The following is a 14,677-nucleotide window of genomic DNA, read 5'->3' on the forward strand; positions in this document are numbered from 1 at the left end:
GGGTATATGACTATCAAGCTGCAGAAGCCAGACATTACGGAGCTGAAGCCCCGCATCACCGTATTCGGTGTCGGTGGCGGTGGCGGAAACGCCGTCAACAACATGATCACCGCCGGCCTCCAGGGTGTCGACTTCGTCGTCGCCAACACGGACGCCCAGGCGCTGATGATGTCCAAGGCCGAACGCATCATCCAGCTCGGCGTGCAGGTCACCGAAGGTCTCGGTGCAGGTTCGCAGCCGGAAGTCGGCCGTGCAGCCGCTGAAGAATGCATCGACGAGATCGTCGATCACCTGAACGGCACCCACATGTGCTTCGTCACCGCCGGCATGGGCGGCGGCACCGGCACGGGTGCAGCTCCGGTTGTGGCCCAGGCAGCCCGCAACAAGGGCATCCTGACGGTCGGCGTCGTCACCAAGCCATTCCACTTCGAAGGCGCGCGTCGCATGCGTCTCGCCGAGATGGGCATCGAGGAACTTCAGAAGTCGGTCGACACCCTGATCGTCATTCCGAACCAGAACCTCTTCCGTATCGCCAATGACAAGACCACGTTCGCTGACGCCTTCGCGATGGCCGACCAGGTTCTCTACTCCGGCGTCGCCTGCATCACCGACCTGATGGTCAAGGAAGGCCTGATCAACCTCGACTTCGCCGACGTTCGCTCGGTCATGCGCGAGATGGGCCGTGCGATGATGGGCACCGGCGAGGCATCCGGCGAAGGCCGCGCAATGGCTGCAGCCGAAGCTGCAATCGCCAACCCGCTGCTCGACGAAACCTCGATGAAGGGCGCGCAGGGCCTGCTGATCTCCATCACCGGCGGTCGCGACATGACCCTCTTCGAAGTCGACGAGGCTGCGACCCGCATTCGCGAGGAAGTCGATCCGGATGCGAACATCATCCTCGGCGCGACCTTCGACGAATCGCTGGAAGGCATCATCCGCGTGTCGGTCGTTGCCACCGGTATCGATCGCGAGATCAACCAGGCCTATCAGCAGGAAATCGCTTCCCGCCCGATCGTCCGTCCGGCTGCCAAGCCGCAGATGATGCAGCAGCCGGCTCCGGTGGCTCCGGTTCAGCAGAAGGCTGCCGATCCGATCGCCGACACGATCCGCTCTGCCGAAGCCGAAATGGAACGCGAACTCGAGATCGCCAACCGTCATCAGGCGTCTCAGGAGGAAAGGCAGGTCGTCCAGCAGGACGAGACCTTTCGCCCCCAGAGCAAGCTATTTGTAGGCGCAGCACCGGTCGCTGAAGCTCCGCAGCCGGTTCCGGTTCGTCCGATGCCGCAGCCCCAGCCGCAGCCGATGGCTGCAGCTCCGGCACCGGCACCTGTGATGCAGCGCGCTCCGGCTCCGGCCCCTGTCGCTCCGCAGCCGACGCTGCGCAGCGAGCCGTCCATGAACCAGATGGTCGAGCCGGTCCGCATGCCGAAGGTCGAGGATTTTCCGCCGGTCCTGAAGGCAGAGATCGAACATCGTGCGCACACCATCCACGCGCCCGACACCGACGAACGCGGTCCGATGGGTCTTCTGAAGAAGATCACCAACTCGCTGTCGCGTCGTGACGAAGACGACGATGCGCGGGCAGAGGTTTCGGCTCCGGCCGCACAGCCTTCCGTCCAGCAGCGCCGCGCCGCCCTGTCGCCGGAGGCCAGCCTCTATGCGCCGCGTCGTGGCCAGCTCGACGACCACGGCCGTGCTGCACCGCAGTCCAGCGCGTCGCGCGACGACGATCACCTGGAAATCCCGGCCTTCCTTCGCCGGCAGTCGAACTAACGGCGAGTGATTCCAGATTGTCATCGATGGCCCGGGCAGAAATGCCCGGGCCATCGTGTTTCAGGGGCTTTTTCTGAGGATGAATTTCCTTTTTGATTCAATGTCTTGCCTTCGTAACAATTGGAAAGAAACAGTGATTTGGAATTCCTTTCGGGCGACCGTAAACATGCACTGGGACGTGTGGGTAACGTAACGGCCGTTTGCTGGTCGGAACTCATACTTGATTTATTTCGGGGCAATAGGCGCGGGTGCCAGCTGGTCTCGGCGCTAAAAAGGTAGAAACGATGGCAATTGGCTTGCTGAGTTTTCAAACGACTGTTGCAGAGCCGGTGACGATTTCCGGAGCCGGCGTTCATTCCGGCAAGCCGGTCAGCATCACTTTCAACCCGGCCGAGGCCGGCACCGGTGTTATCTTCCAGCGCATGCACGCTGACGGTAGCTCGACGGAACTGAAGGCTGTTTCCTCGCAGGTCGGCAACACCGATTTCTGCACGGTTCTTGGCTTCTCGTCGGCCCATTCGGTCGCGACCGTCGAACATGTGATGGCGGCCATCTACGCGCTCGGCCTCGACAACGTCGTGATCGAATGCGACGGCGCCGAAATGCCGATCATGGACGGCTCCTCGCGGATGTTCATCGAGGCGATCGAGGAAGTCGGCATCGTCAATCTCGGCGTCAAGCGCCGCTACATTCGCGTGCTGAAGCCGGTGCGTTACGAGGAAGGCCAGAGCTGGAGCGAGTTCCTGCCCTATGACGGCACCCGGTTCGAGGTCGAGATCGAGTTCGACACGCCGCTGATCGGCCGCCAGAAGTGGGAAGGCAACCTGACGGCGCAGACCTTCAAGGACGAGCTTTGCGCCGCCCGTACATTCGGTTTCATGCGGGACGTGGAACGCCTCTGGGCCGCAGGTCTGGCGCTTGGTTCCTCGCTTGAGAATTCGGTCGTCATTTCCGACGACCACACTGTCATCAACCCGGAAGGCCTGCGCTATCCGGTCGACGAGTTCGTGCGTCACAAGACGCTCGACGCCGTCGGCGACCTGGCGCTTGCCGGCGCGCAGTTCATCGGCTGCTACCGGTCCTATCGCGGTGGCCACAAGATGAACGCGAAGGCGCTGAAGGCGCTGCTCAGCGATCCGACGGCCTATGAAGTCGTCGAAACGCAGGTGCCGGCACCGACCGTCAGGGCCCGCGAAATGGTCGCGATCAACGCGCCGGAATTTGCGCCCTGGTCGGCTTGAACCGGACAGGAATCACTTGAAAATGGATAAAGGCCGCTTCCCCGGAAGCGGCCTTTTGATTGCGGTGGATGGGGCAGGGGGATGCGTGAAGACGGAAATAAATCAATTCCATGGGGAAATCGGCGCTGACGCTGCCGCGTGCCTTAAAATTGCATTATTGCTTTCATTTAAGCGCATCTCAGTCTAGAAACGCCATCGGTCTCATGCGCCAGACAAGACGCCGCTAGTTTCGATGCGGCACAAACGGGATTGTTCGATGAAGTATGTAGTGTCATCTGCCAGAAAGAATACCGTTCGGCTGGCATTGGTTTCCGCCTTGATGTTCGGCACGGGTGTCCTTGTGGCCGGCTGCCAGTCCGACAAGGATATAGACATTACCAAGCTCGGCGTGCAGACCGATCCGCCGGAACAGCTCTACAATCAGGGTCTGGCCAACATCCAGGCCGGCAACATGACCGAGGCCGGCCGCAAGTTCGACGCGATCGACCGCGAGCATCCCTTCACCGACTGGGCCCGCAAGGCGCTCGTCATGTCGACCTTCATCAAATACCGTCAAGGCGACTACGAGACCGCGATCCAGAACGGCAAGCGGTACATGAAGCAGTACAGCAATTCCGACGACAGCGATTACGTGCTTTACCTGATGTGCCAGTCGTCGGCACGCACGATCGTCGATGTGACGCAGGACCAGCGTAACGCCCAGCGTACCGTCGACATCTGCCAGGAACTGCTCGACAGCTATCCGCAGTCCCAGTACGCGGACGAATCGCAGAAGCAGATCCGCTACGCGCGCAACAACCTTGCGGGCAAGGAAATGCAGATCGGCCGCTACTATCTGGAGCGCAAGGATTATCTTGCATCCATCAACCGATTCCGGATCGTCGTCGAGAAATACTCGAACACGAACCAGATCGAGGAGGCGCTGGCCCGTCTCGTCGAGGCCTATTATGCGATGGGCATCACCAGCGAAGCGCAGACCGCAGCCGCCGTTCTCGGACGCAATTATCCGGATAGCCAGTGGTATGCCGACTCCTATAAGCTCTTGCAGTCTGGCGGTCTCGAACCGCGGGAGAGCACCGGATCGTGGATTTCGCGGGCCGGCAAGAAGCTGCTTCTCGGAACCTAAGGCATAAGGTGAATGCTTACACAGCTCTCGATCCGCGATATCGTACTGATCGAACGGCTGGACCTTGCCTTTGAAAATGGTCTCTCGGTTCTGACGGGCGAGACGGGTGCCGGCAAATCCATTCTTCTCGACAGTCTCTCCCTGGCGCTTGGCGGCCGGGGCGATGGCGGTCTCGTGCGCCATGGCGAGGACAAAGGGCAGGTCACGGCCGTCTTTGACGTCGGCATGGATCATCCGGCCCGCGCCCTGGTGCGCGACAACGACATCGATGACGACGGCGACCTGATCTTCCGGCGCGTTCAATCCGCCGACGGCCGCACGCGTGCCTTCATCAACGACCAGCCCGTCAGCGTGCAACTGATGCGGCAATGCGGCCAGCTGCTCGTCGAAATCCACGGACAGCATGACGACCGCGCCCTTGTCGACACGGACGCACACCGGGCTCTGCTCGATGCCTTCGCCGGATTGACCGGCGAGGCGGATGAGGTAGCCCATGCCTATGCGGCGATGCGCGAGGCGGAGAGGGCAGTCAAGAAGCAGCGCCAGCGGGTCGAGGACGCAGCGCGGGAGGCCGATTATCTCCGGGCCTCCGTCGAGGAGCTCGAATCGCTCGGTCCCGCCGATGGCGAGGAAGAAGAACTTGCCGAGCGCCGCGCCGACATGATGAAGGCGGAGCGGATCGCCGGCGACATTTCCGAGGCGAGCGAAATCCTCAATGGCAACGCATCGCCCGTACCGCTGATCGCCTCGCTGGTCCGCCGCCTGGAACGCAAGTCGCACGAGGCGCCGGGCCTCCTCGAGGAGACCGTCGAACAGCTGGACGCGGCGCTCAACAGCCTTTCCGAGGCGCAGATGTCGGTCGAGGCGGCGCTGCGCAGGACGGAATTCGATCCGCGCGAACTGGAGCGGGTGGAGGAACGGCTGTTCTCGCTGAGGGCCGCCTCGCGCAAATTCTCCGTGCCGGTCAGCGAACTGCCGGCGCTTGCCGTGCGGATGATCGCGGAAGTCGCCGAAGTCGATGCGGGCGCGGAAAAGCTTGCGGCGCTGGAAGGGGCCGAGGCGCTCGCCCGCGAAGCATTCGCGGCGAAAGCGAAGGCGCTTTCGGCAAAGCGCCACAATGCGGCGGATGCGCTCGCCGGCGCCGTCATGGCCGAACTGCCGGCGCTGAAGCTGGAGCGGGCGCGCTTTACCGTCGAGGTCGAGACGGATGCCGGCAAGGCTTCTGCCGACGGCATCGACACGATCGAGTTTCATGTGCAGACCAATCCCGGCACCCGGCCCGGGCCGATCATGAAGGTCGCATCGGGCGGTGAACTGTCGCGCTTCCTGCTGGCGCTCAAGGTCGCGCTTGCCGATCGCGGATCCGCGCCGACGTTGGTCTTCGACGAAATCGACACGGGCGTCGGGGGTGCGGTCGCCGACGCCATCGGACAGCGGCTGAAGCGGCTTTCCGAGCGGGTGCAGGTTTTGTCCGTGACGCACGCGCCACAGGTGGCAGCACGGGCTTCGACGCACTATCTCATCTCCAAGGCCCCGACGAGCGGCAAGGAGGACCGTATCGCCACCCGTGTCGCCAGCATGGCGCGCGAGGCGCGGATGGAGGAAATTGCCCGAATGCTCGCCGGCGCTACCGTGACCGACGAGGCGAGGGCCGCGGCGGCCAAGCTCCTGTCCGGCGGCTAGAGCCTCCGCCGCTTGTCCGGGGCGGCTTGCGGCTCGACCCGGACCTGACATTCTGCCCGCGGCCGTTCCGGCGGCGGGAAAGGGAGTTTGATGATCGATATCATTGCGCATTACTGGCCGCACATCCTTGCCGTCCTTTCCATCCTTCTCGGCGCTCCGGCTGCAATCCATGCGACCCTGACCAAGGATGACGTGCGCTCCGCGGTCGGCTGGGTCGGCATCATCCTGCTTTCACCGGTGGTCGGCGCGCTCCTCTACTACATCGCCGGCATCAACCGCATCCGCCGCCAGCAGATGCGCTACCGCCGCCATCTCCTCACCGAGGTTCTGGATGTCGACGCCGACCAGTTCGAGGTGACGGACCAGGAACTGGAGCCGATCTTCGGCGAACGCACGGCCGCCATGGTGCGGCTCGGCGACCGTGTTACGCGCTGGCCCGTGACGTCCGGCAACAGCGTGGAGCTGCTGTCGTCCGGCGACGAGACCTACGCGTCCATGCTGGAGGCGGTCGGCAATGCCCAGCGGAGCATTTTCCTCGAGACCTACATCTTCGACCGCGACGGGATCGGCAAGGCGCTTGCCGATCGGCTGGGCGAGGCCGTCAGCCGCGGGGTCGAGGTCAGGGTGCTGGTCGATGCCGTCGGCGCGCGCTACTCGACGCCGAGCATCCTCGGCTATCTTCGTGACAAGGGGGTGAGGGCCGATGTCTTCAACGGCAACGTCATCGTCGGCCTGAGGCTGCCCTACGCCAATCTGCGCGTGCACCGGAAAATCCTGACCGTGGACGGATCAGTCGCCTTTGTCGGGGGCATGAATATCCGCGACGCTTTCCGGGGCCCCGATTCCGCCCGCGACACGCATTTTCGGGTGCGCGGGCCCATCGTCGGCAGTCTGTTCACCTGTGCGGCCGAGGACTGGCATTTCGCCACCCGCGAGACCCTGGACGGTCCGGCGTGGAAGGTCGCGGCAGGCGTCGCTGCGCCGAAGTCGCCGGTGTTTATGCGTGCGGTGCAGTCCGGCCCCGACCGGCATCTGGAAGCCAACCAGAAAATGCTGCTCGGCGCCTTCTCGGTCGCAAAGCATTCGATCCGCATCATGTCGCCCTATTTCCTGCCGGACAAGGAGCTGATCAGCGCGTTGGCGACGGCGTCAAGGCGCGGCGTCGACGTCGAGATCATCGTGCCGTCGCTCAACAACCTGATGCTGGTGGACCGTGCGATGACGGCGCAGTTCGACCAGCTGATCAAGGAGGGGTGCCGGATCTACCGGGGTGCCGGCGTCTTCAATCACTCCAAGCTTCTCTGCGTCGACAGCGCCTGGTCCTTTGTCGGCTCCTCCAATCTTGATTCGCGCTCGCTGCGGCTCAATTTCGAGATCGACCTCGAAGTGTTCGACGCCGACTTCGCGACGATGATCTCCAACCGGATCGGTGCGGCGATCGACCGGGGCGAGCCGGTCACGCTGAGGAGCTTGCGCGAACGGCCTTTCCTCTTGCGGCTTTTTGACCGTATCCTTTGGTTGGGCTCGCCCTATCTATAGGGGAAGACGCAACAAACCCGTCGAAGGATGGATATGCGAAGGCAGCGCAAGGACAACCTGACCTCCACGATCATCACCTCGCTGCGCACCCGGCGGGCGAGCCGGCCGGCGGAGAGGGTGGCCGTCGAGACCGGCCAGCTGCGTGTCGCCTCCTACAATGTCCATAAATGCGTCGGCACCGATGGACGTTTCGATCCCGAACGCATCCTGAAGGTGATTGGTGAAATCGATCCCGACGTCATTGCCCTGCAGGAGGCGGACACGCGCTTCGGCGAGCGGACCGGCCTCCTTGATCTCAAGCGGCTGCAGATGGAGACCGGATTGACCGCCGTGCCGATCACGGGGCTTGCGCGGGCCCATGGCTGGCACGGCAACGCGCTCTTCGTGCGCCGGGCGATCATTCGCGACATCCACCAGATGAACCTGCCGGGGATCGAGCCGCGCGGCGCGCTGGTCACCGAGATCGAACTGGAGACCGGTTCGGCGCTGCGCTTCATCGCCGCCCATTTCGGCCTGTTGCGCTGGGCGCGGCTCAGGCAGGTGGATGCGATCGCCTCGTTGATGCGCAACGGCCCGGACATCGCCACCGTGCTGATGGGTGATTTCAACGAATGGCGGCTCGGGGAGCGTTCGGCGCTATCGGCGCTGCAGGCGGATTTCGGGCCGCTGCCGCAGCCTGTGCCGAGCTTCCCGTCGCGCCTGCCGATGCTGTCGCTCGACCGCATTCTCGGCAACCGGCAGGGGCTGGTGCAGGCGCTTGCCGTGCATGACAGCGCGCTGGCGCGCACCGCCTCCGACCATCTGCCGCTGACCGGCATCGTCAATCTCGACCGGGTGGATGCTTAAACCTGTCAGCATTCGGCTGGAGCCGGCTCGTGAGTGGTTTTCTTCCGCCGACTTCACGGCTAAACACAATGCGGAAATCTGCATGAGGCGACCCGATGTCCGACACCCCTGAGCCCCGTCCCGTCGAAACCCTGAGCCGCGAAGAGGCGGAGAGCGAGCTTGCCTTCCTCGCTGCCGAGCTTCGTCGTCACGACGAGCTTTATCACGGCAAGGACGCGCCGGAGATCAGCGATGCCGACTACGACGCGCTGAAGCGGCGCAATGATGCGATCGAGGAACGGTTTCCGGACCTGATCCGCGCCGACAGCCCGTCGAAGAAGGTCGGCTCTGCGCCGTCGGACACCTTTGCGCCGGTCACGCATGCCCGCCCCATGCTGTCGCTCGGCAACGTGTTTTCCGACGAGGACGTGCAAGACTTTGTCGCCTCGGTCTATCGTTTCCTCGGGCAGTTGCCGGACAATTCGATCGCCTTTACCGCCGAGCCGAAGATCGACGGACTTTCCATGTCGCTGCGCTACGAGAACGGCCGGCTGGTCACGGGGGCGACACGCGGCGACGGCACGACGGGCGAGAATGTCACCGCCAATATCCGCACCATCTCGCAGATCCCCGAAAGGCTGCCCGCAGGAGTTCCGGCCGTCGTCGAAGTGCGCGGCGAGGTCTACATGGCCAAGTCCGATTTCCTGGCCCTCAACAAGCTGATGGAGGAAGAGGGCAAGCCGACCTATGTCAATCCGCGCAATACCGCTTCCGGCTCTCTGCGCCAGCTCGATGCGAAGGTGACGGCCAGCCGCAAGCTCAAATTCTTCGCCTATGCCTGGGGCGAAATGTCGGAAATGCCGGCCCGAAGCCAATATGACATGGTCATGGTGCTGAAGGACTGGGGTTTTCCGGTCAATCCGCTGATGGCGCGCCTGTCGTCGCTCGATGATCTTCTTGCCCATTACCGCGACATTGGCCTCAAGCGCGGCGACCTCGACTACGACATCGACGGTGTCGTCTACAAGGTCGACCGGCTGGACCTGCAGGAGCGGCTCGGCTTCCGCTCGCGCTCGCCGCGCTGGGCGACGGCGCACAAGTTCCCGGCCGAACAGGCCTTCACCAAGCTTACCGGCATCGACATCCAGGTCGGCCGCACCGGGGCGCTGACGCCCGTCGCACGCCTCGAGCCCGTCACCGTCGGCGGGGTCGTCGTCACCAATGCGACGCTGCACAACGAGGACTACATCAAGGGCATCGGCAATTCCGGCGAGCCGATCCGCGAGGGGCGCGACATCCGCGTCGGCGACACGGTGATCGTGCAGCGGGCCGGCGACGTCATCCCGCAGATCGTCGACATCGTGCCGGAGAAGCGGCCGGAAGGGGCGGAAGCCTTCAGGTTCCCGACGAGCTGCCCAGTCTGCGGCAGCCATGCGGTCCGGGAAGTCAATGAGAAGACCGGCAAGATTGACGCCGTGCGGCGATGCACCGGCGGCTTCGTCTGCCGGGCGCAGGCCGTCGAGCACCTGAAGCACTTCGTCTCTCGCAACGCATTCGACATCGAGGGCTTCGGCTCGAAGCAGGTCGATTTTTTCTTCGAGAACGAGGATCCGTCCCTGCAGATCCGCACGGCGCCGGAGATCTTCACGCTGGAGAAGCGGCAGGCGCAGTCGGAGCTGACCAAGCTCGAAAACATCGACGGTTTTGGCAAGGTGAGCGTGGCGAAGCTCTACGCCGCGATCAACGACCGTCGCTCTATCGCGCTGCATCGCTTCATCTACGCGCTCGGTATCCGCCACGCGGGCGAGACGACGGCCAAGCTCCTGGCGCGCTCCTACGGCACCTACGAGGCCTTTGCGGCGGCGATGAAGGAGGCGGGGAGCCTCTCCGGTGATGCTTGGAACGACCTCAACAATATCGACGGCATCGGCGAAGTCGTCGCCCGGTCGATCGTCGAGTTCTACAAGGAGCCGCGCAATCTCGAAGTGCTGGAACGGCTGCTCGCCGAGGTGACGCCGGAGGCCGCCGAAATGCCGGTGGTGACCGACAGCCCGGTTGCCGGCAAGACGGTCGTCTTTACCGGCTCGCTGGAAAAGTTCACCCGCGACGAAGCCAAGGCGAGGGCCGAGAGCCTCGGCGCCAAGGTGGCGGGGTCGGTGTCGAAGAAGACCGACATCCTCGTCGCCGGCCCCGGTGCCGGCTCAAAGCTCACGAAGGCCCAGGAACTTGGCATCCAGACAATGGACGAGGACGAATGGCTTGCGCTGATCGGTGGGTGAGGGGTGTTCAAAAGAGGTTCGTCAGGTCTCTGCGACCGTCAATGACCCGTACTATCTCGACGGTGTGGACTTCGCCTTCTTCCGTATCCGGAATTGTCTCGTAGAGGATGACATAAGGCGCTTCGACGAGCATTCTTGCTGAGTGATGGATTTCGGGATGCCGTGAGCCCAGGCGCGGATGTTCGGCAAGCAAGGCAGTCTTTGATTTGAAGCGTGCGAAATAGCGCTCTGCGCTTAGCGGGTTGACAAGGCCCAGGTCGACATAAATCCGCTTGACGTCTTCTCTGGCTCTTGGGGACCATACCAGCTTAGCGATCATCAGTCCGGGCCGCGGCAAGCGCCTCACGGGCTTCGTCAAGGAGCTGTTCCAGGTCGATTTCTGCCGCGGCGCCGCTGGCTTTTCCTTCCGCCCACAGTGCCTTCAGCCTTGCAATATCGTCACGTCGCTGCAGCCATTTTGCCGACCATTCACGCATCGCTTCGCGCACGACCTCGCTGCTGCTGGCATAGGCGCCGCTATCAACCGCGTCACGCAGAAGTTCCGCCTGCTGCGGCGTCATGGATATGCTGATCTTCTCTACGTTGGCCATAACACACCTCGTTGGTGGCAAATTTTACCACCAACGGCGATGGTGTCCAAGCCCTCTGGCTCACAGCTGCGTTGAAAGCTAGCCCTTTTTCTTCCCCTTGAATGGCTTCCCGCCGAATGGCTTGCCGCCAGGTTTGCCCTTGCCGCCGGGGCCGCCCTTGGGCTTGCCGGCATAGGCGGGCTTGTCGCCCCTCCTGTCGCCGTTGTCGCGGCCGGCGAAGGCGGACTTGCCGCCGGCCGGTTTCGCCTTCTTCCATGGTGCGCTGTCGTCGCTCTTGCGGAACGGCTTTTCAGCTGCGGGCTTCGCGTCGCCCCAGACTTCGTCGTCGGCCTTGCGCATGTCGTCGTCGCGGCGCTTGCCGGCGTAGGGCTTCTTTGCGGCAAAGCCGTCGCCGGAAGGCTTGTCCTTTTTCCAGTCCTTGCGCGGCGCTTTCTCGTAGGCGTCATCGCGATCGCGGCGGGGGCGATCGGCGTTGTCGCGCGGCGGACGTGGAGCGCGCTCCTTCTGCGGAGCGGCGAAATCCGGCATGCCGTCGACGGGGCGGACATTGATGCCGCGATCGATGGTCTTGTTCGGTCCGAGCGAGGCGAGGAAGCTTTCCGCGGAATTCTCGGCGATCTCGACGAAGGTTTCTTCCTGCATCAGCTTGATGCGGCCGATCTCGCGCTTCGTCAGGTTGCCGTGGCGGCAGAGCATCGGGATCAGCCAGCGCGGTTCGGCGCGCTGGTTGCGGCCGACGGCGAGCGAGAACCAGCGGCTCGGGCCGAATTCGGCATCGCGGCCCCTGGTCGTCTGGACCGGGAAATCCTCGCCTTCGCGGCGCTTCCTCTGCGGCTCCAGCGTCACCGGGATCAGGTCTTCGGGCGCGGAGCGATGGCCGCTCTGCAGGCGCAGGAAGGCGGCGGCGAGCTTTTCGGCGCCATGGGCCTCCAGCAGGCGGGCGACCAGCGGTGCCTCGTCGTCGGTGACCGCCTCGTTCAGGGAGGGGTCGACCAGCAGACGCTCGTTGTCGCGCTCGATCACCTCGTCGGCGGTCGGCGGCAGCGCCCAGGTCGGCTGGACGCTGGCGCCCATCAGCAGCCGTTCGGCCTTGCGGCGGGCGCTCATAGGCACGATCAGGGCCGAGACACCCTTGTTGCCGGCACGTCCGGTACGGCCGGAGCGGTGCAGCAGCGTTTCCGAATTGGTCGGCAGGTCGGCATGGATGACGAGTTCCAGGCCGGGCAGGTCGATGCCGCGGGCGGCGACGTCTGTGGCGATGCAGACGCGGGCGCGGCCGTCGCGCATGGCCTGCAGCGCGTGGGTGCGTTCATTCTGCGTCAGTTCGCCGGACAGCGCCACGACCGAGAAGCCGCGGTTGTGCAGCCTTGCGGTCAGATGGTTGACCGCGGCGCGCGTCGAACAGAAGACAATGGCGTTCTTCGCCTCGTAATAGCGCAGCACGTTGATGATGGCGTTCTCGCGGTCGGGATTGGCGACGACGAGGGCGCGATACTCGATATCGACGTGCTGCTTCTTCTCCGACACCGTTTCGACACGGCGGGCGTCACGCTGGTAGGTCTTGGCGAGATCGGCGATCGAGCGCGGAACCGTTGCCGAGAACATCAGCGTGCGGCGGCTCTCTGGAGAGGCTTCGAGGATGAATTCGAGGTCTTCGCGGAAGCCGAGGTCGAGCATTTCGTCGGCTTCGTCGAGAACGACGGCGCGCAGGTCGGAAAGGTCGAGAGCGCCGCGGGTGATGTGGTCGCGCAGGCGGCCCGGCGTGCCGACGACGATATGCGCGCCGCGCTCCAGCGCCCGGCGCTCGGTGCGGACATCCATGCCGCCGACGCAGGTCGCGAGGCTGGCGCCGGTCATCTCATAGAGCCATTCGAGTTCGCGCTTGACCTGCATGGCCAGTTCGCGCGTCGGCGCGATCGCCAATGCGAGCGGCGTTGCCGCGCGGTCGAAGCGTCCGTCTTCCTCAAGCAGGTTCGGCGCGAGCGCCAGGCCGAAGGCGACCGTCTTGCCGGAGCCGGTCTGGGCCGAGACGAGCACGTCGCGCTCGATGAGATCGGGATCGATCATCGCCGTCTGGACCGGGGTGAGGGTGTCGTAGCCGCGCTTGCGCAGGGCCTCGGCGATCGTCGAAACGATGCCGTCAATATCAGTCATGGATCAGTCTTTCGAATAAAGGGGTTTGGTGGACCCTTGCACGCAGTCTCGCGTGGTGGACAGCACTTTGCCATCCGCCGGCCTAGTTGCCGCGTTCCTAGCCGCCAAAGGCCAGAATGTACAGCGGATATTTCGCAAACGCCTGCAAAGCCGGGCAATCTTGCAAATCTTGGCCGCAGCCTTACCTATGAAACATCGTTTCCCAAGGAGATCAGGATGCGCCTCAAAATAGCTGCCATGGCCCTCATCGCCAGTCTCGCCTCCCTGTCCGCGCCCGCGCAAGCCGAGGTGGTCGGCAAGGTCGGTGTCGATTGGGTCGGCAACGACATCATCGTTGACGCGCTGACCGATCCGAAGATCACGGGCGTGACCTGCCATGTGACCTATTTCGACCGCTCGATCATCGATCGCTTAAGCAAGGGCAACTGGTTCGAGGATCCCTCCAACAGCTCGATCGCCTGCCGGCAGACCGGCCCGATCAAGATTGGCGACATCGACATGGGTGAGGGCGGCGAGGAGGTCTTCAAGGAAGGGCGCTCACTGATCTGGAAGAAGCTGGTCGTCAACCGGATCTACGACAAGCCGAACAACACGCTGATCTACCTCGTCCATTCGCGCCAGGTTACGGACGGTTCGGCCAAGATGGCGATCTCGACGGTTCCGTTGTTCAACCAGGATGTCCAGTGGGAGAAGAAGTGATCCCGAACGGTCGTTTTCGCCATCCTCACCCATATGGTGTAGGAGGGCGGTTGCTTCGATCAAATATCCTTGATCAACCGGGAATTGGTTCGTTTGTCATTTTCACGTGACAGTCGTTGTGGCAATTCTGGAGTTGATACAGAATTGACTCACGGGTGAAAGCCCGGGAACTGTCTGTATCTCGCTCATGCGGCAGGCTGGATCACCTCTCCACCTGCCGCATTTTTATTTCCGTCGCCTGCAAACGCCAAAAGCCGGAGGCGCGAAGCCCCCGGTTTGCAAGCGATCGGTGCTGACAGGCCTCAGGCGGCCTGTTGCAGCTGCTCGGCGATGACCGTGTCGAGGTTGAGGAAGCAGACCATGCTCTTTTCGAGCGCGACGATGCCGCGGCAGAAATCGCGCTGGACTTCCGGAATGATCTCAGGCGCCGGCTGCAGGGCTTCGGACTTGATGGTCATCATGTCGGAGACCTGCTCGACCAGGAGGCCGACCAGCTTGCCGTTGATGTCGGTCACGATGATGGCCGAGCGCTCGGAGGGCTCGGTCATCGGCATGCCGAGGCGGCAGGCCATGTCGATGACGGGGATCACGGCACCGCGCAGGTTGATGAGACCCAGCACGTAGTCGGGCGTATGCGGCATCGGTGTCACCGGGGCCCAGCCGCGGATTTCGCGGATGGCCATGATGTCGATGCAGAATTCCTGCTCGCCGAGATGGAAAGAGACGATTTCCAGGTAGGAACCGGTTTGCTTGATGGCATTGCTCATG

12 protein-coding genes are annotated in these 14,677 nt (G+C 63.4%); 8 read left to right on the plus strand and 4 right to left on the minus strand.

What is annotated here, in order from left to right; translation table 11 throughout:
* The first annotated feature begins 6 nt into the window (after positions 1-6).
* The 7 genes from ftsZ (at position 7) to ligA (ending at position 10,466) form a co-directional block, all read left to right on the plus strand.
* Positions 7-1,773: a cell division protein FtsZ gene (gene ftsZ / locus ACU5AZ_RS18250; RefSeq protein ID WP_446823739.1), complete on the plus strand. Its 1,767-nt coding sequence runs from the start codon at positions 7-9 to the stop codon at positions 1,771-1,773.
* A gap of 284 nt (positions 1,774-2,057) precedes the next feature.
* Positions 2,058-3,014, plus strand: a complete 957-nt coding sequence (lpxC, locus tag ACU5AZ_RS18255; RefSeq protein ID WP_446823740.1) for a UDP-3-O-acyl-N-acetylglucosamine deacetylase — start codon at positions 2,058-2,060, stop codon at positions 3,012-3,014.
* A 256-nt stretch (positions 3,015-3,270) separates the two neighbouring features.
* Positions 3,271-4,140 carry an outer membrane protein assembly factor BamD gene (locus ACU5AZ_RS18260; protein WP_446823741.1) on the plus strand — a complete coding sequence of 290 codons (870 nt, stop codon included), beginning with the start codon at positions 3,271-3,273 and terminating at the stop codon, positions 4,138-4,140.
* Between the two features lie 12 nt (positions 4,141-4,152).
* Complete coding sequence (gene recN, locus ACU5AZ_RS18265) at positions 4,153-5,823, plus strand: DNA repair protein RecN (RefSeq protein ID WP_446823742.1); 1,671 nt, start codon at positions 4,153-4,155, stop codon at positions 5,821-5,823.
* 90 nt (positions 5,824-5,913) lie between these two features.
* Positions 5,914-7,362 (plus strand): cardiolipin synthase, encoded by a 1,449-nt coding sequence (gene cls, locus ACU5AZ_RS18270; protein ID WP_446823743.1) that lies wholly within the window; start codon positions 5,914-5,916, stop codon positions 7,360-7,362.
* A 33-nt stretch (positions 7,363-7,395) separates the two neighbouring features.
* Complete coding sequence (locus ACU5AZ_RS18275) at positions 7,396-8,208, plus strand: endonuclease/exonuclease/phosphatase family protein (RefSeq protein WP_446823744.1); 813 nt, start codon at positions 7,396-7,398, stop codon at positions 8,206-8,208.
* 95 nt (positions 8,209-8,303) lie between these two features.
* A complete protein-coding gene (ligA, locus tag ACU5AZ_RS18280; RefSeq protein ID WP_446823745.1) occupies positions 8,304-10,466 on the plus strand; it encodes an NAD-dependent DNA ligase LigA in 2,163 nt (720 codons plus the stop codon).
* A gap of 7 nt (positions 10,467-10,473) precedes the next feature.
* Here the strand turns inward: ligA and ACU5AZ_RS18285 are convergent, their stop codons facing one another.
* The 3 genes from ACU5AZ_RS18285 to ACU5AZ_RS18295 all read right to left on the minus strand — a co-directional run bounded on the left by ACU5AZ_RS18285 (position 10,474) and on the right by ACU5AZ_RS18295 (position 13,210).
* The gene (locus tag ACU5AZ_RS18285) at positions 10,474-10,785 is read right to left on the minus strand and encodes a type II toxin-antitoxin system RelE/ParE family toxin (RefSeq protein ID WP_446823746.1); all 312 of its coding nucleotides are present in this window, start codon (positions 10,783-10,785) and stop codon (positions 10,474-10,476) included.
* Entirely contained in the window at positions 10,775-11,056 is a 282-nt protein-coding gene (locus ACU5AZ_RS18290; protein ID WP_446823747.1) for a ribbon-helix-helix domain-containing protein, read from the minus strand. Before ACU5AZ_RS18290 ends, ACU5AZ_RS18285 begins: the two co-directional genes overlap by 11 nt.
* A 78-nt stretch (positions 11,057-11,134) precedes the next feature.
* Entirely contained in the window at positions 11,135-13,210 is a 2,076-nt protein-coding gene (locus ACU5AZ_RS18295) for a DEAD/DEAH box helicase (protein WP_446823748.1), read from the minus strand.
* Between the two features lie 216 nt (positions 13,211-13,426).
* Here ACU5AZ_RS18295 and ACU5AZ_RS18300 point away from each other — a divergent pair, with 216 nt between their 5' ends.
* Positions 13,427-13,909: a CreA family protein gene (locus ACU5AZ_RS18300; RefSeq protein ID WP_446823749.1), complete on the plus strand. Its 483-nt coding sequence runs from the start codon at positions 13,427-13,429 to the stop codon at positions 13,907-13,909.
* Positions 13,910-14,211: 302 nt separating this feature from the next.
* Here ACU5AZ_RS18300 and ACU5AZ_RS18305 read toward each other — a convergent pair whose 3' ends face one another.
* Positions 14,212-14,676: a chemotaxis protein CheW gene (locus tag ACU5AZ_RS18305; RefSeq protein ID WP_446823750.1), complete on the minus strand. Its 465-nt coding sequence runs from the start codon at positions 14,674-14,676 to the stop codon at positions 14,212-14,214.
* Between the last annotated feature and the right edge of the window lies 1 nt (position 14,677).

The sequence above is a fragment of the Rhizobium sp. PAMB 3182 genome (genome assembly GCF_052908355.1).

What these genes read in the sequence shown, in the direction of transcription:
- lpxC (WP_446823740.1), top strand. Translation starts at nt 2,058, where the DNA reads ATGGCAATTGGCTTGCTGAGTTTTCAAACGACTGTTGCAGAGCCGGTG.
- ACU5AZ_RS18285 (WP_446823746.1), bottom strand. Translation starts at nt 10,785, where the DNA reads ATGATCGCTAAGCTGGTATGGTCCCCAAGAGCCAGAGAAGACGTCAAG.
- ACU5AZ_RS18305 (WP_446823750.1), bottom strand. Translation starts at nt 14,676, where the DNA reads ATGAGCAATGCCATCAAGCAAACCGGTTCCTACCTGGAAATCGTCTCT.
- ACU5AZ_RS18290 (WP_446823747.1), bottom strand. Translation starts at nt 11,056, where the DNA reads ATGGCCAACGTAGAGAAGATCAGCATATCCATGACGCCGCAGCAGGCG.
- ACU5AZ_RS18300 (WP_446823749.1), top strand. Translation starts at nt 13,427, where the DNA reads ATGCGCCTCAAAATAGCTGCCATGGCCCTCATCGCCAGTCTCGCCTCC.
- recN (WP_446823742.1), top strand. Translation starts at nt 4,153, where the DNA reads ATGCTTACACAGCTCTCGATCCGCGATATCGTACTGATCGAACGGCTG.
- ACU5AZ_RS18295 (WP_446823748.1), bottom strand. Translation starts at nt 13,210, where the DNA reads ATGACTGATATTGACGGCATCGTTTCGACGATCGCCGAGGCCCTGCGC.
- ftsZ (WP_446823739.1), top strand. Translation starts at nt 7, where the DNA reads ATGACTATCAAGCTGCAGAAGCCAGACATTACGGAGCTGAAGCCCCGC.
- ligA (WP_446823745.1), top strand. Translation starts at nt 8,304, where the DNA reads ATGTCCGACACCCCTGAGCCCCGTCCCGTCGAAACCCTGAGCCGCGAA.
- cls (WP_446823743.1), top strand. Translation starts at nt 5,914, where the DNA reads ATGATCGATATCATTGCGCATTACTGGCCGCACATCCTTGCCGTCCTT.
- ACU5AZ_RS18260 (WP_446823741.1), top strand. Translation starts at nt 3,271, where the DNA reads ATGAAGTATGTAGTGTCATCTGCCAGAAAGAATACCGTTCGGCTGGCA.
- ACU5AZ_RS18275 (WP_446823744.1), top strand. Translation starts at nt 7,396, where the DNA reads ATGCGAAGGCAGCGCAAGGACAACCTGACCTCCACGATCATCACCTCG.